This window comes from Shewanella spartinae, from assembly GCF_019457555.1.
GTDB classification, from domain to species: domain Bacteria; phylum Pseudomonadota; class Gammaproteobacteria; order Enterobacterales; family Shewanellaceae; genus Shewanella; species Shewanella loihica.
The window spans coordinates 597,356-620,880 of sequence record NZ_CP080418.1 but is presented as its reverse complement, the minus strand read 5'-3'; the positions used below and the strand labels follow the sequence as shown (position 1 = coordinate 620,880).

The 23,525-nt window shown below is 54.8% G+C and carries 22 protein-coding genes; 6 read left to right on the top strand and 16 right to left on the bottom strand.

The annotated features are described in order from the left end of the window. The first annotated feature begins 177 nt into the window (after positions 1-177). Complete coding sequence (locus K0I31_RS02795) at positions 178-1,104, top strand: D-2-hydroxyacid dehydrogenase (protein WP_220079826.1); 927 nt, start codon at positions 178-180, stop codon at positions 1,102-1,104. Between the two features lie 341 nt (positions 1,105-1,445). Next, complete coding sequence (locus K0I31_RS02790; protein ID WP_144199766.1) at positions 1,446-1,637, top strand: bacterioferritin-associated ferredoxin; 192 nt, start codon at positions 1,446-1,448, stop codon at positions 1,635-1,637. A gap of 77 nt (positions 1,638-1,714) precedes the next feature. Here the strand turns inward: K0I31_RS02790 and parC are convergent, their stop codons facing one another. The 7 genes from parC to nudF all read right to left on the bottom strand — a co-directional run bounded on the left by parC (position 1,715) and on the right by nudF (position 9,801). Then, a complete protein-coding gene (gene parC, locus K0I31_RS02785) occupies positions 1,715-3,982 on the bottom strand; it encodes a DNA topoisomerase IV subunit A (protein ID WP_220079825.1) in 2,268 nt (755 codons plus the stop codon). Further along, on the bottom strand, positions 3,979-5,106 hold the full coding sequence (locus K0I31_RS02780; protein ID WP_258406627.1) for a PQQ-dependent sugar dehydrogenase: 1,128 nt from the start codon (positions 5,104-5,106) through the stop codon (positions 3,979-3,981). The genes parC and K0I31_RS02780 overlap by 4 nt, the downstream gene beginning before the upstream one ends. An 86-nt stretch (positions 5,107-5,192) precedes the next feature. Further along, positions 5,193-7,079, bottom strand: coding sequence for a DNA topoisomerase IV subunit B (gene parE, locus K0I31_RS02775; protein ID WP_011864355.1), 1,887 nt, complete (start codon positions 7,077-7,079; stop codon positions 5,193-5,195). A gap of 48 nt (positions 7,080-7,127) precedes the next feature. After that, positions 7,128-7,706, bottom strand: coding sequence for a YqiA/YcfP family alpha/beta fold hydrolase (locus tag K0I31_RS02770; protein WP_220079823.1), 579 nt, complete (start codon positions 7,704-7,706; stop codon positions 7,128-7,130). Positions 7,707-7,900: 194 nt separating this feature from the next. Continuing rightward, positions 7,901-8,740: a 3',5'-cyclic-AMP phosphodiesterase gene (gene cpdA / locus K0I31_RS02765; RefSeq protein ID WP_220079822.1), complete on the bottom strand. Its 840-nt coding sequence runs from the start codon at positions 8,738-8,740 to the stop codon at positions 7,901-7,903. A gap of 9 nt (positions 8,741-8,749) precedes the next feature. Continuing rightward, positions 8,750-9,196, bottom strand: a complete 447-nt coding sequence (locus tag K0I31_RS02760; protein WP_011864352.1) for a DUF1249 domain-containing protein — start codon at positions 9,194-9,196, stop codon at positions 8,750-8,752. Next, entirely contained in the window at positions 9,193-9,801 is a 609-nt protein-coding gene (gene nudF, locus K0I31_RS02755; protein WP_220079821.1) for an ADP-ribose diphosphatase, read from the bottom strand. Before nudF ends, K0I31_RS02760 begins: the two co-directional genes overlap by 4 nt. A 284-nt stretch (positions 9,802-10,085) precedes the next feature. Here nudF and tolC point away from each other — a divergent pair, with 284 nt between their 5' ends. Beyond that, entirely contained in the window at positions 10,086-11,411 is a 1,326-nt protein-coding gene (gene tolC / locus K0I31_RS02750; RefSeq protein ID WP_220079820.1) for an outer membrane channel protein TolC, read from the top strand. Between the two features lie 67 nt (positions 11,412-11,478). Here tolC and K0I31_RS02745 read toward each other — a convergent pair whose 3' ends face one another. The 3 genes from K0I31_RS02745 to K0I31_RS02735 are packed head-to-tail and all read right to left on the bottom strand — an operon-like array spanning position 11,479 to position 13,693. Further along, positions 11,479-12,237 (bottom strand): TIGR04219 family outer membrane beta-barrel protein, encoded by a 759-nt coding sequence (locus K0I31_RS02745; protein WP_220079819.1) that lies wholly within the window; start codon positions 12,235-12,237, stop codon positions 11,479-11,481. A 4-nt stretch (positions 12,238-12,241) separates the two neighbouring features. Beyond that, positions 12,242-13,213 carry a DUF2333 family protein gene (locus tag K0I31_RS02740; protein WP_220079818.1) on the bottom strand — a complete coding sequence of 324 codons (972 nt, stop codon included), beginning with the start codon at positions 13,211-13,213 and terminating at the stop codon, positions 12,242-12,244. A gap of 12 nt (positions 13,214-13,225) precedes the next feature. Beyond that, positions 13,226-13,693: a copper chaperone PCu(A)C gene (locus K0I31_RS02735; RefSeq protein ID WP_220079817.1), complete on the bottom strand. Its 468-nt coding sequence runs from the start codon at positions 13,691-13,693 to the stop codon at positions 13,226-13,228. Positions 13,694-13,742: 49 nt separating this feature from the next. Between K0I31_RS02735 and K0I31_RS02730 the strand changes: the two genes are divergently transcribed. Next, a complete protein-coding gene (locus tag K0I31_RS02730; RefSeq protein ID WP_220079816.1) occupies positions 13,743-14,480 on the top strand; it encodes an enoyl-CoA hydratase in 738 nt (245 codons plus the stop codon). A 15-nt stretch (positions 14,481-14,495) separates the two neighbouring features. Here K0I31_RS02730 and K0I31_RS02725 read toward each other — a convergent pair whose 3' ends face one another. The 6 genes from K0I31_RS02725 to K0I31_RS02700 form a co-directional block, all read right to left on the bottom strand. Beyond that, the gene (locus K0I31_RS02725; protein WP_220073015.1) at positions 14,496-14,855 is read right to left on the bottom strand and encodes a hypothetical protein; all 360 of its coding nucleotides are present in this window, start codon (positions 14,853-14,855) and stop codon (positions 14,496-14,498) included. A gap of 18 nt (positions 14,856-14,873) precedes the next feature. Further along, positions 14,874-15,080 (bottom strand): PspC domain-containing protein, encoded by a 207-nt coding sequence (locus tag K0I31_RS02720; RefSeq protein ID WP_011864344.1) that lies wholly within the window; start codon positions 15,078-15,080, stop codon positions 14,874-14,876. Positions 15,081-15,260: 180 nt separating this feature from the next. Beyond that, positions 15,261-15,539 (bottom strand): hypothetical protein, encoded by a 279-nt coding sequence (locus tag K0I31_RS02715; protein WP_011864343.1) that lies wholly within the window; start codon positions 15,537-15,539, stop codon positions 15,261-15,263. 287 nt (positions 15,540-15,826) lie between these two features. Continuing rightward, the gene (dusA, locus tag K0I31_RS02710; RefSeq protein WP_011864342.1) at positions 15,827-16,816 is read right to left on the bottom strand and encodes a tRNA dihydrouridine(20/20a) synthase DusA; all 990 of its coding nucleotides are present in this window, start codon (positions 16,814-16,816) and stop codon (positions 15,827-15,829) included. Positions 16,817-17,011: 195 nt separating this feature from the next. Then, entirely contained in the window at positions 17,012-17,671 is a 660-nt protein-coding gene (locus K0I31_RS02705) for a single-stranded DNA-binding protein (protein WP_220079815.1), read from the bottom strand. Positions 17,672-17,743: 72 nt separating this feature from the next. Then, positions 17,744-19,111 (bottom strand): MFS transporter, encoded by a 1,368-nt coding sequence (locus K0I31_RS02700; RefSeq protein ID WP_144199796.1) that lies wholly within the window; start codon positions 19,109-19,111, stop codon positions 17,744-17,746. Between the two features lie 202 nt (positions 19,112-19,313). On the opposite strand from K0I31_RS02700, the gene uvrA reads away from it, so the two are divergent. Next, complete coding sequence (uvrA, locus tag K0I31_RS02695) at positions 19,314-22,139, top strand: excinuclease ABC subunit UvrA (RefSeq protein WP_220079814.1); 2,826 nt, start codon at positions 19,314-19,316, stop codon at positions 22,137-22,139. A gap of 207 nt (positions 22,140-22,346) precedes the next feature. After that, positions 22,347-23,300 carry a M28 family peptidase gene (locus K0I31_RS02690; RefSeq protein WP_258406560.1) on the top strand — a complete coding sequence of 318 codons (954 nt, stop codon included), beginning with the start codon at positions 22,347-22,349 and terminating at the stop codon, positions 23,298-23,300. Positions 23,301-23,525: the final 225 nt, after the last annotated feature.

Sequence of the window (23,525 nt, the reverse complement as noted above, 5' to 3'; positions counted from 1 at the left end):
CCTAGCGGTGGACACCTCTGCCATTTTTTGTAACTGTAGCACTAGCCCCCACTTAAGTACTAAGCCAGGCGGGAGCATCTATAATGACAAGGTGCGAATGAAAAAAATTCGCCACCAAAATAAACCAGCCATTTTCTGGGTCTCATACAAAAATAATAACAGTCAAAAGGACTCGCTATGGAACACAAGCTACTGCTGCTGACCAGAGATAACAATAGATACCGCAGCCTGCTCGGCTCCTGTCACCTGCCACATCTGACACTGCTAGGCGACGATCCCCAGAGTATTCTCGATGCCGATATCTGGCTCGCCGAACCGCCATTGGCCGCCCCCTTGGTAGGCCATGCCAAACAGATCAAGTGGATGCAATCGACCTATGCCGGCGTCGACCTCCTGGTCAAACCCAGACTGCGCCGCGACTACCAGCTCACTAATGTGCGGGGAATATTCGGCCCCCTGATGAGCGAGTACCTGTTTGGCTACCTGCTGGCCCACCAGCGTCAGCACAAGCAATATCAGTCCCAGCAAGCGGAGAAGATCTGGCGCCCGGGCAACTTTCGCACCCTGCAGGGGCAGGAACTGCTGCTGTTAGGCACAGGCAACATCGCTAAACACCTGGCACAGACCGCCAAACATTTCGGCATGCGTGTGACCGGCATCAACCGCGGCGCTAAGCCAACCATAGGCTTCGACAGCGTCGACACACTGGCCAATCTGGCCCACCACATAGGTAAGGCAGACGCCATCGCCGCCATACTGCCCAGCACGCCACAGACCCAGGGGGCGCTCAACCAGGAGCTGCTGGCCATGATGAAGCCGGAGGCGATCCTCTTCAATCTGGGCCGCGGCGACGTGTTGGATCTCGATGCCCTCTACGCCCAACTGCTGACTCATCCCCAGCAGAACGCTATCCTGGATGTCTTCAATCAGGAGCCCCTGCCCCAGGAGCATCCCATCTGGTCGCTGGAGAATGTCATCATCACTCCCCATATCGCCGCCCCGAGTTTCCCCGAGCAAGTAGTGGAGATCTTCGCCAATAACTACCACAAGTTCATCAAGGGAGAGCCCCTGAGCCACAAGGTCAACTTCGAGCGCGGCTATTAAGCTTAAATCCACCCTGGCGCTATCTGCCAAAGATAGCGCCTCCACTAAGCAGTAAATGCCTACCCCACCCCATCATAAGCCAGCAAATAAACCATCTTAACTTGGGGTAAGTGAATCTTTCATGCGCGCTTGCGCTCCTTACCGCCCTAGCCTACAGCCAGACAAAACGAGGTCAAATTCGAGCTAGCAATAGGCTGGAGGCCCCGTATTTAGTGGGCTAGCTCACAATTTTTAATTCCCCGCTTAGGCGCCATAATGCACGATCTATAACCAGGAGTTATTAGCAGTGAGAATCGTTTTCATTTATACTTGCATGCATCTGAAGTAGGGGAGTCACCTGTATGTATGTTTGCCTTTGCCACGCCATTACCGACAAGCAAATAAAAGAAGCTGTCGATCAAGGAGATATGTCTCTTGCCGACGTTAAGCGTCGTCTGGGTGTAGGCAATCAATGTGGTAAATGTAGCAAGATGGCCACCGAAATCATCCAGGCCCGCCTCGATGTGATCCCCAACTTCTACGAAGTGGCTTAGGGCCTACTTACATCAGAGATAAAAAAAGCTGCCTAGGGCAGCTTTTTTTGTATCCGGATTTTATGTCTGACAGTCGGCTAGAGACTGGTCTCGTCCTCGCCAAGCTCCACCTTGTCCACACGTTGCAGGCCACGAGGCAACTTGGCGCCGCGACGACCACGCTCGCCACGGTAGTGCTCGAGATCGCTCGGCTTGAGAGTAAGCTTGCGCTTACCCGCCCACAGGGTAACCGCGGTATCTTGCGGCACCACATGCAGATGCAACAGCAGCTCTTCACGGCTCTTGGCCCTGTCGCTGGCGATGCCGATGATCTTGTTACCCTTGCCCTTAGCCAGTTGCGGCAGCGCATCGACGGAAAAGAGCAGCATGCGACCCTCGTTGGTGATCGCCAGGATAGACTCGCTACGACTCTTATCCACCCGTTTCGGCGGCAGCACCTGGGCGTTGGCTGGCAGGCTGAGTAGCGCCTTACCCGCCTTATTGCGAGACACCATATCCTTGTAATCACCGATAAAGCCATAGCCCGCATCCGAGGCCAGCAGGAAGCATTGTCCATCCTCCCCTAGCAGCGCATGGGCCATAGACTCGCCCGGCGACAGCTGGAAGCGGGTTGTCACAGGCTCACCCTGACTCCTGGCCGATGGCAGGGTATGGGTATCGGTGGCAAACGCGCGGCCCGTCGAGCCGATAAAGACGGTTGCATGATTACTCCTGCCAGACGCGGCGCAGAGGAAGCTATCACCCGCCTTGTAGGAGAGCGCCGTAGGGTCGATATCATGACCCTTGGCGCAGCGCACCCAGCCCTTCTCCGACAGCACCACGGTTACCGCCTCGGCCGGCACCAGCTCCTGCTCCGACAGGGCTCGGGATTCGCTGCGCTCGACCAGCGGAGAACGGCGCTCATCGCCATAGGTCTCGGCGTCTTGCTTAAGTTCTTTCTTGATCAGCGTCTTCATGCGGCGATCTGAGCTGAGCAGCTGCTCAAGCTTCTCACGCTCCGCCTCAAGTTCGCTCTGTTCTGTTTTGATCTTAAACTCTTCCAGCTTCGCCAAATGACGCAGTTTAAGATCTAAGATGGCGTTGGCCTGATCGTCGGTCAGGCTAAAGCGCGCCATCAACTCGGCCTTAGGATCATCGTGGTAACGAATGATCTCGATCACCTCATCGATATTGAGGAAGGCGATCATCAAGGCTTCCAGAATATGCAGCCTTGCCAAAACCTTGTCTAATCTGTGCTCTAAACGGCGTCTGACCGTGGTCAATCTGAACTCCAGCCACTCGGTCAGCAGCTGTTTCAGCCCCTTCACCTGAGGACGGCCATTGAGCCCCAGCACGTTGAGGTTGACGCGGAAATTCTTCTCGAGATCTGTGGTGGCAAACAGGTGCGCCATCAGCTGATCGCAATCGACACGATTTGAGCGAGGCACGATAACGATACGCACCGGGCTTTCGTGATCTGACTCGTCGCGCAGGTCGGCCACCATGGGCAGCTTCTTGGCCTGCATCTGGGCAGCGATCTGCTCTAAAATCTTACCGCCACTGGCCTGATGCGGCAGCGCGGTGATCACTATCTCGCCCGACTCCACCGTATAGACGGCTCGGGCCTTGATGGAGCCGCGGCCCGTCTCGTAGATCTTGGCGATCTCGGTTCTCGGGCTGATGATCTCCGCCTCGGTGGGATAGTCAGGGCCGGGTACCAGCTCCATCAGACGTTCAAGATCCGCCTTGGGGTTGTCAATCAGCTCCACACAGGCATCCACCAGCTCGCGGGCATTATGGGGCGGCACATCGGTCGCCATCCCCACCGCGATCCCTGTGATGCCGTTGAGCAGGATATGTGGCAGACGAGCCGGCAACACCATAGGCTCTTTGAGCGTGCCGTCGAAGTTGACGCCCCAATCGACCGTGCCCTGACCCAGCTCAGTCAGCAGCACCTCGGAGAATTTAGACAGGCGCGCCTCGGTATAACGCATGGCGGCGAACGACTTAGGATCGTCCGGCGCGCCCCAGTTACCCTGACCATCTACCAGCGGGTAGCGGTAGGAGAAAGGCTGCGCCATCAACACCATGGCCTCGTAACAGGCACTGTCGCCGTGGGGGTGATACTTACCCAGTACGTCACCCACGGTTCTCGCCGACTTCTTGTGCTTAGATTGCGCCGACAGGCCAAGTTCGCTCATGGCATAGACGATGCGACGCTGCACCGGCTTTAGGCCGTCGCCGATATGTGGCAGGGCGCGATCCATGATGACGTACATGGAATAGTTCAGATACGCCTCTTCGGTGAAACGTCTCAAGGGCATCTGTTCGACGCCATCGAGGCTTAAATCTATCGCATCACTCATTGATTAGGATCCTGTTGTTCACTCGCTTCACTCGATTCAATCTCTTCGCTCGCGTTCTCTTTATAAAACAGACGGTACACATTGCCTTTCAGATCGTCTGAGATATACATGGCTCCATCGGGCGCCATGATTAAGTCATAGGGCCGGGCGACGGGGAACTCTCCATCGAGAAAGCTCACCACCGTCTGGCGCTTGCTGATACTGTCATCTTCCAGGGTCAACATGGTGACCTGATAGCCGATCTTACTGGAGCGGTTCCAGGAGCCATTCTCGGCCACGAATAGCTGGTCACGATACTTCTCGGGGAACTGCTCGCCACGGTAAAACTCGAGCCCCATGGGCGCCACGTGGGCCGGCAGTTCGAAGACGGGCGTGGTGACCTTGAGCCCCTTGGGCTTCTCGTAGGCGGGTTCCAGCACGCTGCTGGCGTGAATATAGGGAAAGCCGTAGTGGGCACCGACGATATCGACACGGTTTATCTCATCCGGTGGCAGCCTGTCGCCCATCCAATCACGGCCAAGGTCCGCAAACCACAGTTTGCTGTCTTTCGGGTCCCAATCGAAGCCGGTGACATTGCGTATGCCGGTGGCGATCTGCTCACTGCTACCGCTGTCGAGGTCGATGGCGATAATGCTGCCAAAGGGGGCATGGGCCTCACACACGTTACAGGGAGCGCCTATGGCGACATAGAGGCGACCATCTGGGCCGAAACGCATGGCGCGGCGGCTCTTGTTGGTCTTACCCGGCAGACGGTCGTAAACCTCTTTACCGCGGCCGGGACGCTTCAGGCGATTCTCGATATCCACGAAGCGTAGGATGCGCTCCTCTTCGGCGACATAGAGATCCCCCTTATGAAAGGCGATCGCCTCTGGGTACTCCAGCCCCTTGGCAACTACGTAGCGCTTGTCTACACGACCATCGGCGTTGCTGTCTACCAGGGCCTGTATGGTGCCGGACTTATAAGAGCCCACAAACAGGGTGCCTTCGTCACCCAGTGCCATCTGTTTGGCATCACCGAGATCTGAGGCATATAAGGAGAGTCCAAATCCCTTGGTGACTGTGATCATGATGGGCTGCTCGGCGCGCGCCGTCAGGGACACGCCCGATGCCATCATGGCAAACATCGCACACAGAAAATAACAACTAACTCTTTTATTATGCATTATATTAAGCTTGTCTAACGATTTGTCTTTTTATTTTAATGACATAGCTATAGCTGGGCTAAGTCGCCTTTGGTTTCAAGCCAGGTCTTACGATCGCCAGAACGCTTCTTGGCCAGCAACATATCCATGATGGCCAGGGTATCCTCGGCATCATCTATGGTTAACTGTACCAGTCTTCGGGTGTTGGGATCCATGGTGGTCTCCCTCAGCTGCAATGGATTCATCTCACCCAATCCCTTGAATCGGGTCACCTGCACCTTACCCTTCTTCTTCTCGGCGCTGATACGATCTAAGATCCCCTGCTTCTCGGCTTCATCCAGCGCGTAGTATACCTCTTTACCCACATCGACCCTAAACAGCGGCGGCATGGCCACATAGATGTGCCCCTTCTCCACCAGCACCTTGTAGTGCTTCATGAACAGGGCGCACAGTAGGGTCGCGATATGCAGACCATCCGAGTCCGCATCCGCCAGGATACAGATCTTACCGTATCTGAGCTCTGAGATATCGTTACTGTCCGGGTCACAGCCGATGGCCACTGAGATGTCGTGCACCTCCTGAGAGGCCAGCACCTGCGAGGCCTCCACCTCCCAGGTATTAAGGATCTTACCCCGCAGCGGCATGATCGCCTGGAACTCACGATCCCTCGCCTGCTTGGCACTACCGCCCGCAGAGTCACCCTCCACCAGGAAGAGCTCGCCGCGCATAGGGTCCTGGCCACTACAATCAGTCAGCTTACCCGGCAGCGCTGGACCTGAGGTCACCTTCTTACGCGCTACCTTCTTGGCCGCCTTAAGACGTTTCTGGGCGTTGCTGATACACATCTCGGCCAGGGCCTCAGCCTGATCCGTATGGGTATTAAGCCAGAGACTGAAGGCGTCTCTGACGATACCCGAGACGAAGGCCGCGCTCTGACGGCTGGAGAGCTTCTCTTTGGTCTGGCCGGCAAACTGAGGATCTTGCATCTTGATCGACAGAATGAAACTGCTGCGATCCCAGATATCCTCGGGGGAGAGCTTGATCCCTCTGGGGATCAGGTTACGAAACTCACAAAACTCGCGCATCGCCTCCAGCAGGCCCTGACGGAAACCGTTTACATGGGTGCCGCCCAGCGGCGTGGGGATCAGGTTGACGTAACTCTCGTTGAGAGAATCTCCCCCCTCAGGTAACCAGGTGATGGCCCAGTCGACCGCCTCGGTATTGCCAGCCATACTGCCGATAAAAGGCTCTTCAGGCAGAGTCAATGCTCCCTGTGTTGACGACTTGAGGTAATCGGTGAGGCCGCTCTCGTAGCACCACTCTTCGACATCGCCGGTCTGCTTGTTGGTAAACTTGATGCGCAGCCCCGGGCAGAGGACCGCCTTGGCCCTTAGCAGATAGATAAGCTTAGGAATCGAGAAGTTAACCGAGTCGAAATAGCTGGCGGTTGGCCAGAAATGGACGCGGGTGCCCGTGTTGCGTCGACCGCAGGTGCCTGTCACCGTCAGCTCTTCCACCTTGTCGCCATGCTCAAAGGCCATCTCATAGACCTGACCGCTGCGCCTCACCGTGATCTCGACGCGATTCGACAGCGCGTTTACGACCGAGATACCTACGCCGTGCAGACCACCTGAAAACTGATAGTTGTTATTGGAGAACTTACCACCTGCGTGCAGTTTGGTGAGGATCAGCTCGACCCCGGGGATCCCCTCTTCGGGATGGATATCCACCGGCATGCCGCGGCCATCATCGATCACCTCAAGCGAATTGTCCTTGTGCAGTATCACGTCGATTCTGGTCGCGTGTCCCGCGAGGGCCTCATCGACGCTGTTATCGATCACCTCTTGGCCCAAATGGTTTGGACGTGTGGTGTCGGTATACATACCTGGGCGACGTTTTACCGGGTCGAGTCCATTGAGGACTTCAATTGCATCTGAAGTGTATTGGTTAGTCATAGCGCACACAATATATTGTTATTCAGGCCATGTTGCGGCCCTACATGTCTATTTGTCAAGAAACAGGAATTGACAGATCCCCGGCATCTGCTGCTGGTAGCCGACGAAGCTGTGATCGCCACCCGCCTCGATGAGCATCTGACAACATTGGTATTTATTCACGGCTTGCCGATAATCAAGCACCTCATCCCCAGACTGCAGCAGCACCAAGAAACGATCTGGATGCGAAATGGCCGGGGTATCGTACTCAGCCACCTCTAACTTGTGCTCGGGTAGAATCTGATAATCTTCTTCTGTGTAGGGATTGTACTGGGGACCGAGGAACTCATCAAACAGCTCGAAGGGTTTCACCGCCGGGTTAACCAGCACTGCGCGCCCGCCATAACGCTCCGCCAGATAACTGGCAAAATAGCCACCGAGGGATGAACCGATGAAACTCAGGCTTTCCCCCCTCTCCAGCGCCTGCTCGACCAAATCTGTCAGCAGCGCCATGGCCGCCTTGGGCGTGGCTGGGAGTTGGGGTTGTACGAAATTGATATCGGGAAAATGCTTGGCAATATACTGGGCAGTGACCACACCTTTGTCTGAGTGCGGTGAACTATTAAATCCATGAATATAGAGCAGCATATTTCCTCGGCAGCGAATGATAAAACGGCTATGTGTTCCCTACACGACGGCTTAGTGGGCAGATTGGCTCTGCGCCTAACATCTGCAGCCAAGTATCGGGCATCCAGATGCTAACACCGGCGCGGCGATTAACCAAATATTAACCCCGCCAATGCCAAGCAAACTGCTCGCTATCTGCTCACCAAAATGAGCGCCTAGTAACCACTGGAGTCGTGATCCGGTGAAAACTTGTTGCCGGGCACCCGGTAGACGTTGGCCTGGATGCTGCCGTCTGGCTTTAACTCCAGCAGGCGATAACCTGGCTGCTGGGCATCGAGGGCGAAATAGGGAGACTTGGGCTTAAACTGGATGCAGGTAGAAGGCGTTGCCATCAACTTCACCGGGCCACTCTTGCCCTGGTAGAACTGATCCAGGCTCTGATGTACATGGCCCCACAGCAGGCCCTTGACCTGAGGCATGGCCGTCACTCTGTCGAGAAACGCCTCGCCATTGTCCATGCAGTGTTGATCCAGCCATTTGCAATCCACCAGGATGGGATTGTGATGCATCACCAACAGGGTATGCAGCTCGGGATGGGCCGCCACCGCCGCCTCAATTAGCTCCATCTCGCTGTCGGCCATATGCCCGCCAGGCTTCCCCCTAACGGTGGAGTCCAGCATGATGATTTGCCACTTTCCCACCAGGATCCGCCTATCGCCATAGACTCTGGGGCCCTGCATATGCAGATGCATGATGCGCGGATCATCGTGATTGCCCGGCAGGTAGTGACAAGGAAGGTTTAATTTTTCAATCGCGGCGACGAAGTTATGGTAAGACTGATTAGAATAATCTTGGCTAATGTCGCCGGTGGCCAATAAGAGATGTGCCGGATAATCGACGGCCTTAATGGTGTTCAATACAGCATCCAAGCTATGTGCGGTATTCACACCCAGCAGTTGCGCCTCGGGATCAGCAAACAGATGAGGGTCCGTCACCTGGACCAGCTTTACGCTCTCATCGTGATCGATGGAATAAGAGATAGCCTCTTTTAGCACATTAAAACCCTAAGATTCTGACTGACAAATGATGCGGGCATGGTTGTCAATCTTGAGTAACTCTTCAAGAAAAGCATTTACCTGATACTTTTCGTCTCTATGGTACATACGTATATTTGGATAATCATATACTGGTCTTAATCGATAAATCTGTCGACTAGTTAACACTTCTGCTAATTTAGCGTCATGGTAAACACGCACTACAACTTTAGGCGTATCAACGTATTGCGCGATTTTCAGCGGACGGGAGATCTCAATTAATTGGGTATATTGGGTGTTTTCCAGCAGCTTAACCTCGAGGCAACCGAAGTCTCCCTCGACCTGCCAGGACTGCCCCTGCTCATAGCCCGCGGGCAGCCAGCGTAATATATTGAAGTAGTTACGACTACACAAGGCGAGAAAACGACTCACGTTTGCCTGATAGTCCGGCTTGCGCTTATTTAACGACAGGCTCACTTGGCGGCCCTTAGGCTTTGGTAGTTGAGCTGCAGCCACTGCAGACCGATCACCGTCGAGGCGTTGTTGATGGTGCCATCCTGCAACAGTTGAAAGGCAGCCTCACGGGGCATCACGTGCACCTTGATATCCTCATGTTCATCATCCAGACCATGCAGGCCATCGGCCTGACTGGCGTCGACCCTGGCCCAGTAGAAGTCGAATCGCTCGCTGGTACCGCCGGGACTGGAAAAATATTGGCTGATGTAGTGCATCTCGCTGGCCACCAGGCCAGACTCTTCGAGCAGTTCACGGTGAGCCACCTGCTCGGCACTCTCCCCCTCCTCTATCATGCCGGCAACAAACTCCAGCAGCCAAGGGGTGGTTGCGGCATTCACCACGGGAATGCGTATCTGCTCAATCAGCACCACCTTGTCGCTCACGGGGTCATAGGGCAGCACGACCACGGCATGGCCGCGCTCGAATACTTCACGCACCACTTCCGGGCTCCAGCCACCGGCAAACAGCCTATGTTTGAATCTGTACTCTTCCATACGAAAGAACCCCTGAAAAAGGGTTCGTTTTCCCAGCATCTGTACATCTTCATTGGTGAATTTCTGACTCATTACCCGTCCCGCGACTCAGTTAGTAAATGCTTATCCCCAAGGGCTCTCAATATACCATGTAGACCACTAAAAAATGCAGACTTACCGTTAAAAACTGTTACACTTCCTAGTTGACTTAAAAATGGTTAATTTCTTAATATCTTAACCTTAATAAGTTTAGATGTATCGGGAAGCGTCGGGAAGCGCAAACCGCTTCGCGCAAATGATTTGCGCTGAAGCATCACTTAACTTTATTAAGTAAATGGCTCCGCCTCGGAGTATTTATGTCTAAAAAAGGACAGCTAATGAAATTTAAGATCCGCACCTTATGTGCAGCGTTGACTCTCGCGGCAACGACTTCTGCCGTGCATGCCGACGATCTACTGCAGATATATCAGCAGGCCCTTACCAATGATCCTATTGCGCTCCAGGCACAAGCGCAGCGCGACCGTCTCTACGAGCAGATCGAAGAGAACCGCGCCCCCTTGCTACCTACCATCAGCGCCAGCGTAGGCTATGGAAAGAGCTGGACCAATGTTGATGATGACAAGTACAACAGCGGACTCGATGCTGGAGTGTCACTCAAGCAGGTGATCTATGATCACAGCGCCTGGGTCGGACTCGACCTCGCGGAGCTTGCGGCGTCACAGGCCGATGCCGCCTACGCCTCGACACTTCAGTCACTCATCATTCGCGTAACAGGCGCCTACTTCGACGTCTTAGCCGCGAAAGATAACTATGAATTCAAGGGCGCCGAGAAGCGTGCCATCGAGCGTCAGCTCGAGCAGACCAAGCAGCGTTTCGCCGTGGGTCTCACCGCGATCACCGACGTACACGAGGCTCAGGCTCAGTATGACTTGGCCCGTGCATCGGAAATCCTGGCGGAAAACCAGCTGATCAACAGCTACGAAGCCCTGCGAGAGATCACCGGCATAGACCACAAGTCTATCGACATCCTGGATACCACACGTTTCACGGCGGTACCGCCAACCCCAGCCATGCCAAACGACTGGTTGAAGATGGCCGAGACCAGCAGTGTGGATCTGCTGACCACGCGTATCGGTAAAGATATCGCCCAGCAGACCATCTCGCTCTACAAGGCGGGCCACATGCCGTCTCTGAGCCTGAATGCCGGTTACACCACCAACCTGGATCAGAAGAATCAGAACGGCGATCTGAGCGATTACGACAACGCCAACGTGGGTCTGACCCTGAGCGTGCCTATCTTCGAAGGCTTTAAGGTGAGCTCTAAGGTCAACCAGGCGCAGTACCAATACGTAGAAGCCAGCGAGAAGATGGAACAGACCTACCGCAAGGTAGTAAAAGATGTGCGCAACAACTTCAACAACGTTGGTGCCTCTATCAGCTCTATCCGCGCCTATGAGCAATCGGTGATCTCTTCTGAGAGCGCACTGAAAGCGACCCAGGCAGGTTTCGAAGTCGGTACCCGTACTATCGTCGACGTACTCAACCGTACCCGTGACCTGTATGACTCTAAGCGTCAGCTCTCTAATGCCCGTTATGGCTATATCAACTCTATCTTGGCGTTGAAACAAGCGACTGGCACCCTGAGCGAAGACGATGTCATCGCCATCAACAATGGCCTGAAGGCCCCTGAAGTCAGTCAGTAAAAGATCAGGCTTTAGATACAAAAAAACCGCCATCATGGCGGTTTTTTTTATGGCTACAAACTAGCGATTAGAAGACTAGCTCAACCCCGGCGAAATAGCCTTTGAACTGCATGTTGGCGGTCACACCGTCAAAGTTGTTCACGTCGAAGTTAAAGTCGCGGTAACCGACACGCACCTTGGTATCTAGCGCCACGCCGTCAAACTGCCAACCCAGACCCACTTGATAGTCGTAGACGCTGCTCTCATCGATGCCCTGCATCACGTCGGCAAAACCATACAGACCCAGGCCAGGAATGCCCACCTCGGCATTGGCGTAAGCCATGACCACGCCGTCACTAAGATCTTTCTGCGCGTAAGCCCCTACCACGCCAGATGGCGAGATCTGATGTACGCGGAAAGAGCCATGCATCTTCTTGTAGGCGGCGCCGAGATCCAGTGCCACTATGTCGTTATCCAGCAGCTCATAGTAGAGCACGAAATCGGTATTGCTCAGGTTGCTTGCCGTGGTCACATCGTCGTTAAATACGCGATCGCCGAATGACCAGTCGCCGGTCAAAGTCGCCTTGCCATCTGCATCCAGACGGTTTTCACGGATCTTCAGGTTAGGCACTAAAGGAATCGGATGCTCGATAGCGACCCAGATACTACCCTGAGATGAAGAGCTGTAATCAAACTCCTGTTGAGCCTGGCCCGTCTGAGCAAAGGTACCCTCGGTGTCGGCGTTCCAGTAGTCGCCGCCCACCTTGAAGCCAACTACAGTAGCCGCCTGTGCAGATGTCGCAGCCAAAGACCCGAGCAGAGCACATGCAAGTAGTGTTTTTTTCATCTAATTAGCCTTGAGTCAATAAGTTAGTTAAATCGATCACCGCGGCATTGGCGCGGGAAATATAATTGGCCATCACCAGCGAGTGGTTGGCCACTATGCCAAACCCAGAACCGTTCAACACGATCGGGCTCCACACAGGCTGCTGTGTCTCTTCCAGCTCACGAATGATCTGCTGCAAGCTGACCTCAGCATTTTTCTTCTTCAATACGTCGGCAAAATCTACCTCAATAGCCTTCATAAAGTTCAGCAGTGCCCAGGTGGCACCGCGGGTCTCATAGAAGACATCGTCGATCTGCCACCAGCCGGTCTTGATCTCCTGGCTGGCCAGATTAGGCGTCGACTGGCTGGCCTCAGTGTCACCGGCGAGATCGGTATTGATCCGCTCCTGGCCGACACTGGCAGACAGGCGCTGCGACATGCTGCCCAGGCGCTTCTGCACCTCTTTGAGCCACTCGTTGAGGTTATCGGCGCGGGCGTAGAACTGGGCATCGGGATTATTGGTGTCGGCGATGCGGGCACGATAGAGCTTGAGCAACTTGATGGCGTCACTATACTCGCCCTCGGCGCTCGGCACCAACCAGCTGGTGTGTTCGATATTCAGCTTAGAGTGGGCCGCCAGCAGATCTTTGTCGGCGGTCGACTGTGACTGGGAACGGCTAAATTCCTTGCGCATGATCAGCGCCAGATCCCGCGCCTGCTCTATGGCGCCAAACTCGAAGGCGGGCATGTTATCCATAAACAGCGAGGGGGGCATCACATCGTTAGACAACCAGCCGCCGTTCTTATCGAGGAGGGTTTCCATGGTCAAAATCAAAGAGGTAGTGGTCGCATAGCCCACTATCTTATGGCCCGTCTCGTTATTGAGCTGATGGGGCTCTATGCTGTCTGGCTCTACGCTCCACCATACGCTGATGATGTAGCCGATCAAAAATAAGACGGCGGCCGCCAGGCTGACCCGTTTCCATGTTACCTGCATACTCTTACTCCATTAATGGTGATGATGGTGCTCGCCATCATCTTGTGTCGCTATCGCTTGCTTGCTCACCGGCAGCGTTAGCTGCTGCTCGCTGCCATCGCTAAACTTTAGCCTTAACACCACTTCCTGTCCTTCCGTCAGCGGTTTTTTTAATCCCAACAGCATCACGTGCTTACCCGAGGGCATAAGCTCCAGGTTAGCGTGGCTGGCCAGGGTAAATTTGGGGAGTTGGCGCATCTTCACTACGCCCTCTTCTTCCACCAGGGTGTGTAGCTGCGCCTCGGCGGCTACCTCTGTATCGACGCCGACGAGATCGACCTCAGGCCCATGGTTCATCAGGGTGAAATAGGCGGCGGTATTGGGCACGCTCGGCGGCATGGCCCTGACATAGCCATCGACAAACATGACGTTTGCCAATACGGAAAATGAAGTGCATGATAGCAGGACAAAATTAAACGCGTGTTTGAAAATCTGTTTCAATGCCTTAAACTCCTTTTTAACCCATCTGCCAAATAAGGATTATTGACCCATGAGTAACATTCAATTTCAGGATGAGCAGGGCGTACGCATCATCACGATCAATCGCCCCGACAAACGCAACGCGCTTAACCTTGAGATGTATGCTCGGCTCACAGAATACCTTATCCAAGGGGAGTCAGACAACGGAATTAACGCCTTTCTCCTCAAAGGCGAAGGCGATTGTTTCACCTCGGGTAACGATGTTGCCGACTTTTTAAAAAATAGTGACTTAGGACAGAATCATCCTACCGTCAGGTTCCTGTTCACTCTGCTGGATCTCACTAAACCTCTGGTCGCCGCCGTGGCCGGTCCTGCGGTCGGCATAGGTACGACCCTGCTGCTGCATTGCGATCTGGTATATGCCGACAATACGGCCAAGTTTCAGCTGCCCTTCGTCAATCTGGCGCTGGTGCCCGAGGCCGGTGCCAGCCTTCTACTGCCCCGCCTTGTCGGCCAGACCAAAGCCAGCGAATTGCTGCTGCTCGGTGAGGCCTTCGATGCCCACAGCGCCCTATCGATGGGGCTTATCAACGATCTGCTGCCAAGCGATGAGTTGATGAGTCATGCCCTGAGCCAAAGCATCAAGCTGGCGAAGAAGCCACCTCAGGCACTCAGAGCCAGTCGCCGCTTGATACGCGGTGACAGCGAGCTCATCAGGGAGCAGATGCAAAAAGAGTTGGAAGAGTTTGCCATTCGCCTGCAAAGCGATGAGGCCAAGGCGCAGTTTAACGCCTTCCTGAGCAGATAAAGAAATTGGGCCCGGCTAGTCGACCCGGCTAGCCTGGCCTACGCCCCAGGCCGCCAGTAGCAATAGGAGAATCGGCCAAAACAGCGAAAAGCCGGCAAACAACATGGCGATGGCGCTTAGCACGCAAACAGAAGAAACCAGCGCGATAAAACTAAAGGCCAGGGTGAGCCAGAGTAGCAGAATCAATAACAGGGCACTGACCAGCGCCGTACTCCACAAGCCTATGTCGATCCACTGAGGCGACTCCAGGCTGATATAAAACCAACGCGCTTCAAAGTAATGTCCCAGCATCATCAGCGCCGCTGCGACTATGAGGATGACACCCAGGGCCAGCAAGATATCCAGCGCTTTTTGTAAATTCGTACGTCCCTTCACGCTCTTAATCCCTAACGGCTAGTAGCCTGGTTTCCATTTCGGCAGAACGAGTGCCAATACAAAATACACTAACAAGACGAAGGCCGGATTCATAAAGGCTGCCACGGCCCACACGACGCGAGTCCACAGGCAAGACCAGGCAAATTTGTCTGCCGTCATCGCCGCCACACCACACACCATGCTGCGGGGATTTTTTAGCCTTCTTACCAGATCATCGATATTCATAATACTTGTCCTTACTATCAACAAATTCATGAGCCCCGGCTATAACACCTTATGCCATTTCAAGGTACAGACTAAGGTTGCGCAGAGCGCGAAGCTCAATACTGGGAGCAGTAACAGTGCTGCCAACTCAAACAGATAAGTCATAATAATTCCCTAAACTATGGTATTCCTTTACCAGAGTTATTCCTTAACCATCGCACTCTTCATCGGTGCTTCTTCACTCTTGGTTGCCGTTTCTGCCAGCTTAAGGTTAGTGTCGAATAGCGACTCTGACAGCTGCGCCTGCAATGAAAGTGTCAGTTCTTGCTGAGCAGTCACCATCATCTCTTGCATCTGAGTCGCCAAATGACGCTCCAGCTTGGCGGTGATATCTGTTGGGATAAAGTCATCTGCCGAGGCAGAGAAGCTAGCACCTACAAGTAGAGAGGCGATTAGCGATACTTTAGTTAGCTTGTTCATGATGTCTTCCTTTCCATTTCGTTTATGACATCTTTGACAATACAAGGGGTGTGCCAACTTTATAAAAACAATATAAATACATGATAAATATGGATTTATAAAATTTTATGCCGCTAAGGCATTCATTAGGACTGAGGCGGCAGGTTAAGAAGATAGTGAGTTTCACTACCGGCTGGTAATTTTCACCAACTCTGGTGAAAAGTTTAAAAATCAGACAACAAAAAGCCGCTGTGTTATCAGCGGCTTTCTGCAATAATCTTGAGCAATGCATTGTTTGTATTATGTTTTTATTTGAGTTCCATGCTGGCTCTGGCCTCATGCACCACGGCGATACCGGCACCAGGCTTATGAGCATTCTCGCTCAAATAACGACGCCAGGCGCGCGAACCCGCCTCTCCCTGGTACAAACCTGTCATGTGACGGGTAATATGATTCAGGCGGCCACCGGACACTAGATGTTTCTCTATATAGGGAATCATATTCTCCAAAACGGCATCTCTGCTCAGCACTGGCTTGTCCAGGCCGCACAGCTGCTGATCCACCTGAGCCAACAGATAAGGATTTTGATAGGCTTCTCGGCCCACCATGACGCCGTCTAGCTGTTTGAGGTGCTCGCCGCACTCTTCAAGTGTCTTGACCCCACCATTGATGGAGATGCTCAGCTGAGGGTAATCCTGCTTGAGGCGATACACCCTGTCATAGTCGAGCTCGGGGATCTCGCGGTTCTCCTTGGGACTCAGCCCCTGCAACCAGGCCTTACGGGCATGAATAATAAAGGTGTCGCAACCAGCCGCGCTCACCTTGTCGACAAACTCGGTAAGAAACTCATAGCTGTCCTGCTCGTCAATGCCGATGCGGGTCTTCACCGTTACCGGAATATCCACCACCTCATTCATCGCCGCCACGCACTGAGCCACCAGATCAGGCTCGGCCATCAGGCAGGCGCCGAAACGGCCATTCTGCACGCGATCCGATGGGCAGCCCACATTGAGGTTGACCTCATCATAGCCACGCTCCGCCGCCAGCTTGGCACACTTAGCTAGGTCTTCAGGATTAGATCCCCCCAGCTGCAGCGCCAGCGGATGCTCCTCCTGGTTATAGGCCAGATAGTCGCCCTTGCCATGAATGATCGCCCCAGTCGTCACCATCTCGGTATAGAGCAGCAACTCGGAAGACATCAGGCGCGCGAAATAGCGGTAATGCCTGTCGGTCCAATCGAGCATGGGCGCAATGGAGAAGGTACGATTAATAGCAGTTGGCATAGTGGCAGATGACATAAATAAGGGTAACCCAAGTTTAGCAGTCGCCCTTTTACGGGCTGGGCGCGCATTTTACACCGCATGGCGGTAAATGAACACTCCCACAGGGTGACGCCAATCGGCGCGCGCTAAGCAAAGCAAGGCGCGGCAGAGTCTAAGAAAAGAAAAACCCTGCCAAGGCAGGGTTTTAAGCAAACATTTGTCGACCGAATCCTAGAACGGGATATCGTCGTCCCAACCGTCATCCAGATCCGGCGTGAAGTTCTGTTGTGGCTGAGGTGCTGGACGCTGCTGCGGTGCCTGTTGCGGTGCCGCCTGTGGCTTAGGCGCATAGGCTGGAGCCTGCTGTGGTTGAGCGCCATAACCTTGCTGCTGTGGTGCAGCCTGTTGCTGGGCACCGTACCCACCTTGAGGAGCCGAGTGCTGTGGCTGCTGTGGACGCGCGGCTGGCGCCGACTGCTGTGGTGCGTACTGGTTTTGCTGTTGGGGCGCACCGTAACCTTGTTGACCACCCTGACCGCCTTGGCCTTGGCCACGGCTATCCAGCATCTGCATCTCGTTAACGTTGATCTCTGTCTTGTAGCGATCTTGTCCGGTCTGCTGATCCTGCCACTTGCTGGTCTGCAGTTTACCTTCCAGATACACTTTCGAGCCCTTCTTCAGGTACTCACCGGCGATCTCCGCAAGACGACGGTACATTACAATGTTGTGCCATTCTGTACGTTCTTGCATCTGACCTTGCTGGTCTTTCCAAGACTCACTGGTCGCCACTGTAAAGTTGGCTACGGCGTTGCCGTTTGGCATGTAACGAACCTCAGGATCTTTCCCTAGGTTACCGACCAAAATTACCTTATTGACACCACGACTGGCCATTGAAATCTCCTGCGATAATCTTATAAATCTAAATTAGGTACAGATGCACGGCCGTACTCGACCGCGAATCTGTTAATTGGAAGAGCCTAACACAGCTCGCGCCTGTCTCAAATCGAAATGCTCATCAACTTTTAAATAAGCGACCTTCTCCTCAAGCACCACAATAGCCTCGGCCACGCCGGGCAGTTGCGATAGCTCGGTCGCCATGGCGCGGGCCTGCTCCTTGCCTTCCACCTCGGCTTCCAGGGTGTAACTCTTTAACAGCACGGGATTTTGCATCCCCAGAGTCAGCAGCAGCCACAGGCACATCAGGCCCAGTGCTACGGCGAACACACCGGCAGCTCCCAGCAGCTGATAGGCGCCACCGCCCAGCAGTCCTCCACAGAAGGCGCCGAGGAACTGACTGGTAGAGTAAACCCCCATGGCCGATCCCTTGTCGCCCACGGGGCAGAACTTGGCGATCAGGCTTGGCAGGGATGCCTCAAGATAGTTGAAACCGGTAAAAAAGAGCACCACGGCGACGCTCAGCACCACCAGGCTGTTGGCAAACAGCGCCATGGCGGCCAGGGCGGCGATCATGATAAGCAAGGCGATCTGGAAGGTCGCCTTAGTGTTTTTCTTCTTCACCCCTATGATGATCAGCGGCACCATGAGGAAGAAGGCTCCTACGAAGGCGGGGAAATAGAGCATCCAGTGCTTCTCTTTCACCAGGCCGGCATCCACCAGATCCAGCGGCAGCGCCACAAATACCGCGGTTAACACCAGATGCAGAATGAAGATACCGGCATCCAAGCGGAACAGCTGCGGATCGGTGAGCATCGCCTTGAGCTTGGCCGGCGCGGCTACGGTATCGCCTTTGGGCGCCTGACCTATGGGGTTAGGCACCAGCAGCTGCACTATCACCATCCCCAGCAGGGCGAGACCAGCTGTCATGGCAAACAGACCCGACAGGCCAAGATGCTCGGCCACGATTGGGCCCACCAGCAGAGAGAGCGCGAAGGAGAAACCGATGCACATGCCTATGATGGCCATCACCTTAGTGCGTTGCTCGTCACGGGTCAGGTCGGCGGCCAGGGCCAACACGGCGGCTGCAATTGCCCCCATCCCCTGCAGGGCACGTCCTGCGACGACACCATAGATAGAATCGGCCGAGGCGGCCAGCAGGCTGCCCAGCGCAAACAGGGCCAGACCGATAAGAATGATAGGCTTGCGGCCATATCTGTCCGATAGGATCCCCATGGGGATCTGCAAGATGGCCTGGGTTAGGCCATAGGCCCCGATGGCAATCCCCACCCACAGGGGAGAGAATCCCTCAAGGTGTTGTCCGTACAACGCAAAGACAGGCATGATCATAAACAAGCCCATCATGCGTAGCCCAAATACACTGGCTAGTGAAAACGCGACTCTTTTCTCAGTCTTAGACAGTCCATTATTGGCCATTATTCGCCCTGATCTGTATTTATAAATAAGTCGCGCAGTTTATCACGAAGCGGAGAAATAGCTCAAAAAGAAAAGTTGAAGATGCGAGCAAAATGCGCAATTGCCCTCCCCCCATGGCTAGATCACAGGCTGGGCTTTTCTATGACCTAACTCAATTTTTATGCGATAATCAGTCTCTTTTTCGGCACATTCAGAGAGACAGATGGACAAGATTGAAGTTCGTGGCGCCCGCACCCACAATCTCAAAAACATCAACCTGACGATCCCCAGAGATAAGCTTATTGTGATCACTGGCCTGTCGGGTTCAGGAAAATCCTCACTCGCCTTCGACACCCTCTACGCCGAGGGCCAGCGTCGTTATGTCGAATCCTTGTCGGCTTATGCGCGCCAGTTCCTCAGCCTGATGGAGAAGCCAGATGTGGATCATATCGAGGGCCTGAGTCCGGCGATCTCAATCGAACAGAAATCGACCTCCCATAACCCGCGCTCCACCGTGGGCACCATCACTGAGATCTACGATTATCTGCGTCTGCTGTTTGCCCGTGTCGGCGAGCCGAGATGTCCGACCCACAACCAACCACTGGCGGCGCAAACCGTCAGCCAGATGGTCGACAAGGTACTCACCCTGCCAGAGGGCAGCCGCCAGATGCTGCTGGCCCCGGTGATCAACGATCGCAAGGGCGAGCACGTCAAGCTGCTGGACAGCCTGGCGGCCCAGGGCTTTATCCGCGCCCGTATCGACGGCGAGGTGTGCGACCTGTCCGATCCCCCGGCCCTTGAGCTACATGTAAAGCACACCATCGAGGTGGTGGTAGATCGCTTCAAGGTGCGTGACGATCTGCAGCAGCGCCTGGCGGAATCCTTCGAGACCGCGCTGGAACTCTCTGGCGGTATCGCCACCGTCGCCTCCATGGACGGCGACAGCGAAGAGCTACTGTTCTCGGCCAACTTTGCCTGTACCCACTGTGGTTACTCCATGGCGGAGCTTGAGCCGCGCATCTTCTCCTTTAACAACCCGGCCGGTGCCTGCCCTACCTGTGATGGCTTGGGCGTGCAGCAATTTTTCGATGCCGACAGGGTGATCACCAACACCGAACTCTCACTGGCCGGCGGCGCCATCCGCGGCTGGGACAGACGCAACTTCTACTATTTCCAGATGCTCACCTCGCTGGCGGAGCACTATAAGTTCGATGTCGAGGCGCCGTTTGAGAAGCTGAGCGCCAAGATACGTAACATAGTGCTGCACGGCTCGGGCAAGGAGAGCATAGCGTTCAAATACATTAACGATCGCGGCGACGTGGTGGTGCGTAACCATCCCTTCGAAGGGATCCTCAACAACATGGACAGACGCTACCGCGAGACTGAGTCTAACGCGGTGCGTGAAGAACTGGCTAAATACATCAACACTCAGGCCTGTAGCAGCTGTGGCGGCTCGCGCCTGCGTGAAGAGGCTCGCCATGTGTTTATCGAAGACCTTAACCTGCCGAGACTCACAGAGTGGTCTATCGGCGAGGCGATGGAGTATTTCGAGCAGCTGAGCCTGACCGGCCAGCGGGCACAGATCGCCGAGAAGATCCTCAAGGAGGTGCGCGATCGCCTCGGCTTCCTGGTCAACGTCGGCCTCAACTACCTGAGCCTGTCGCGCTCGGCCGATACCCTGTCCGGCGGCGAGGCCCAGCGTATCCGTCTGGCCAGCCAAATCGGCGCCGGCTTAGTCGGCGTCATGTATGTGCTGGACGAGCCCTCCATCGGCCTGCACCAGAGAGACAACGAGCGCCTGCTTAACACCTTGATCCACCTTAGGGATCTCGGCAACACTGTCATCGTGGTCGAACACGACGAAGACGCCATCCGCATGGCGGATCATATTATCGATATCGGCCCGGGCGCCGGGGTGCATGGCGGTCAGGTGATCTGCGACGGTCCACTTAAGGAGATTGTCGCCTGCGACGAGTCGGTAACTGGCCAATATATCTCGGGTAAGAAGCAGATCCATATCAGCGAGAAGCGCGCCCAGTACGATGGCAGCAAAGTGATCGAACTCTTCGGCGCCTCAGGCAACAACCTCAAGCATGTCGACCTCACCATTCCTGTCGGCCTGTTTACCTGTGTCACCGGGGTATCGGGCTCGGGCAAGTCGACCCTGATCAACGACACCTTCTACAAGATCGCCCATCGCCAGCTCAACGGCGCCACGGTCGATGAACCCGCGCCTTATCAGAAAGTCACCGGCATGGATCACTGCGACAAGGTAGTGGATATCGACCAGAGCCCTATCGGCCGCACACCACGCTCTAATCCAGCAACCTATACGGGGATCTTTACCCCGATCCGCGAGCTGTTTGCCGCCACCCAAGAGGCGAGAACCCGTGGCTACAAGCCCGGGCGTTTCTCCTTCAACGTCAAGGGCGGACGCTGTGAGGCCTGTCAGGGCGATGGCCTGATCAAAGTTGAGATGCACTTCCTGCCGGATGTGTACGTGCCTTGTGACAGCTGTAAGAGCAAGCGCTATAACCGCGAGACCCTGGAGGTACGCTATAAGGGTAAGAACATCCACGAGGTGCTGGAGATGACAGTCGAGGAGGCGCGGGAGTTCTTCGACGCCGTGCCGGCCATCGCCCGCAAGCTACAGACCCTGATGGAGGTCGGTCTCTCCTATATCGGCCTGGGTCAAAGTGCCACCACACTCTCAGGTGGTGAGGCTCAAAGGGTTAAGCTGGCCAAGGAGCTGTCGAAACGCGATACCGGCAAGACCCTCTACATTCTGGATGAGCCAACCACAGGTCTGCATTTTGCCGACATTCAGCTACTGCTGGATGTACTGCATCGCCTCAAGGCCCATGGCAACACCATAGTGGTTATCGAGCATAACCTGGATGTGATCAAGACGGCGGACTGGATCGTCGACCTCGGCCCAGAGGGCGGCTCCGGCGGCGGCACCATACTGGTCAGCGGCACACCTGAGCAGGTCGCCGAGCATCCAAGCTCTCACACGGCGCGCTTCCTCAAGCCGCTGCTAAAGAGCTAACTCAAGCCGCTATAAAAGAGCTAGCTCAAGCCGACGGCCTTAAGAAGCCAGCCTCTACAGGCTGGCTTTTTTGTTTCCTTCCCCGGCAAACAGGGGTAGCTTAGGAGTATTCACACTCGAGGATTGCCATCATTGAGAAGCCGCTACGCCCCTGCCCATAAACGCAACTTGCGACTCCCACCACTGCTGCGGCTGTTCACGCAGAGCATGCTCGCACTAAGCCTGCTCGCGCTCGGCCTGGTAGGCTGCGCCGAGAGCCCGAACGATAGGCGCTGCGGCGATGAGTACCGGCTCACCTGGAGCGATCAATCAAGGCTCCTCGCCCACGTAGAGACCCTCAGCAGCGATCAATTCGCCGGGCGCAAGACAGGCACAGATGGCGCCGCCCTGGCCAGAGATTACATAACCAATCAGATGCAGCAGGCGGGCCTCACCCCCTGGCTGGGCCGTTTCGATCACGACTTTGAGTATGACTATCAGTTCGGCACTCGCCTTGGCACCAACATCATAGGCATATTGCCGGCGAGCGAGCCCAGCGACCGCTGGCGTCTGGTGGTCGCCCACTATGATCACCTAGGCAAGCAGGGCTATAAGCTCTATCACGGCGCCGACGATAACGCCTCAGGCGTCGCCGGCCTGCTTGAGATAGCCTTTCATAGCGCAAGCCTGCCAAGAGACGCCAACCTGATGTTTATCGCCACCGACGCCGAAGAGCCAGGCCTCTACGGTTCCAAGGCCTTTGTCGACGACCTGATGGCCCCAGATGCCAAGCTCAAGGCCAGTCAGATCCAGCTGATGGTCAACCTGGACATGATAGGCCGCCCCGCGCGCAACAGCCGTATTTACCTGGAGGGCCGCCGTGGATTTGGCCAGTTCGAGCAGATCAAGGCCCGGCTGGAGCAGACGGTTAATCTTTGTATTCGCGCCAATCATCCGCCGGAAGCGGGCAAGACGATACAGAAGGTCGATTGGTTAAGAGCCTCAGATCATTATCCTTTTCATCAGGCGGGCATCCCCTGGCTCTACTTCGGCGTGCCACCCCACAAGGATTACCACCAACCCAGTGACGAGGCGAGTAAGATAGATGTTAATTTTCTGGCCGCTGTTACGGAAACCGCCTATAAACTGTTAATAATTGACACTTATCTCTTGAATAACTAATACAAAACACAGGGAATTTTGTATTTTTGAAAAATGTAACTCACTGTTAACTAAATGGTTAAATTAACGACATCTGAGTTTACTGCGAAAATTATGCCAGGCGGTGGAAAGATCTCTGGCTTACTGTTATAATAATCGGCTTACTGATTCGTTTTCGGTGCGGGAAGTCGACACGGGGTTGATTTTCTGTCTTTTACATCTTTTGGTGCAGTCTCTGCACTTTAG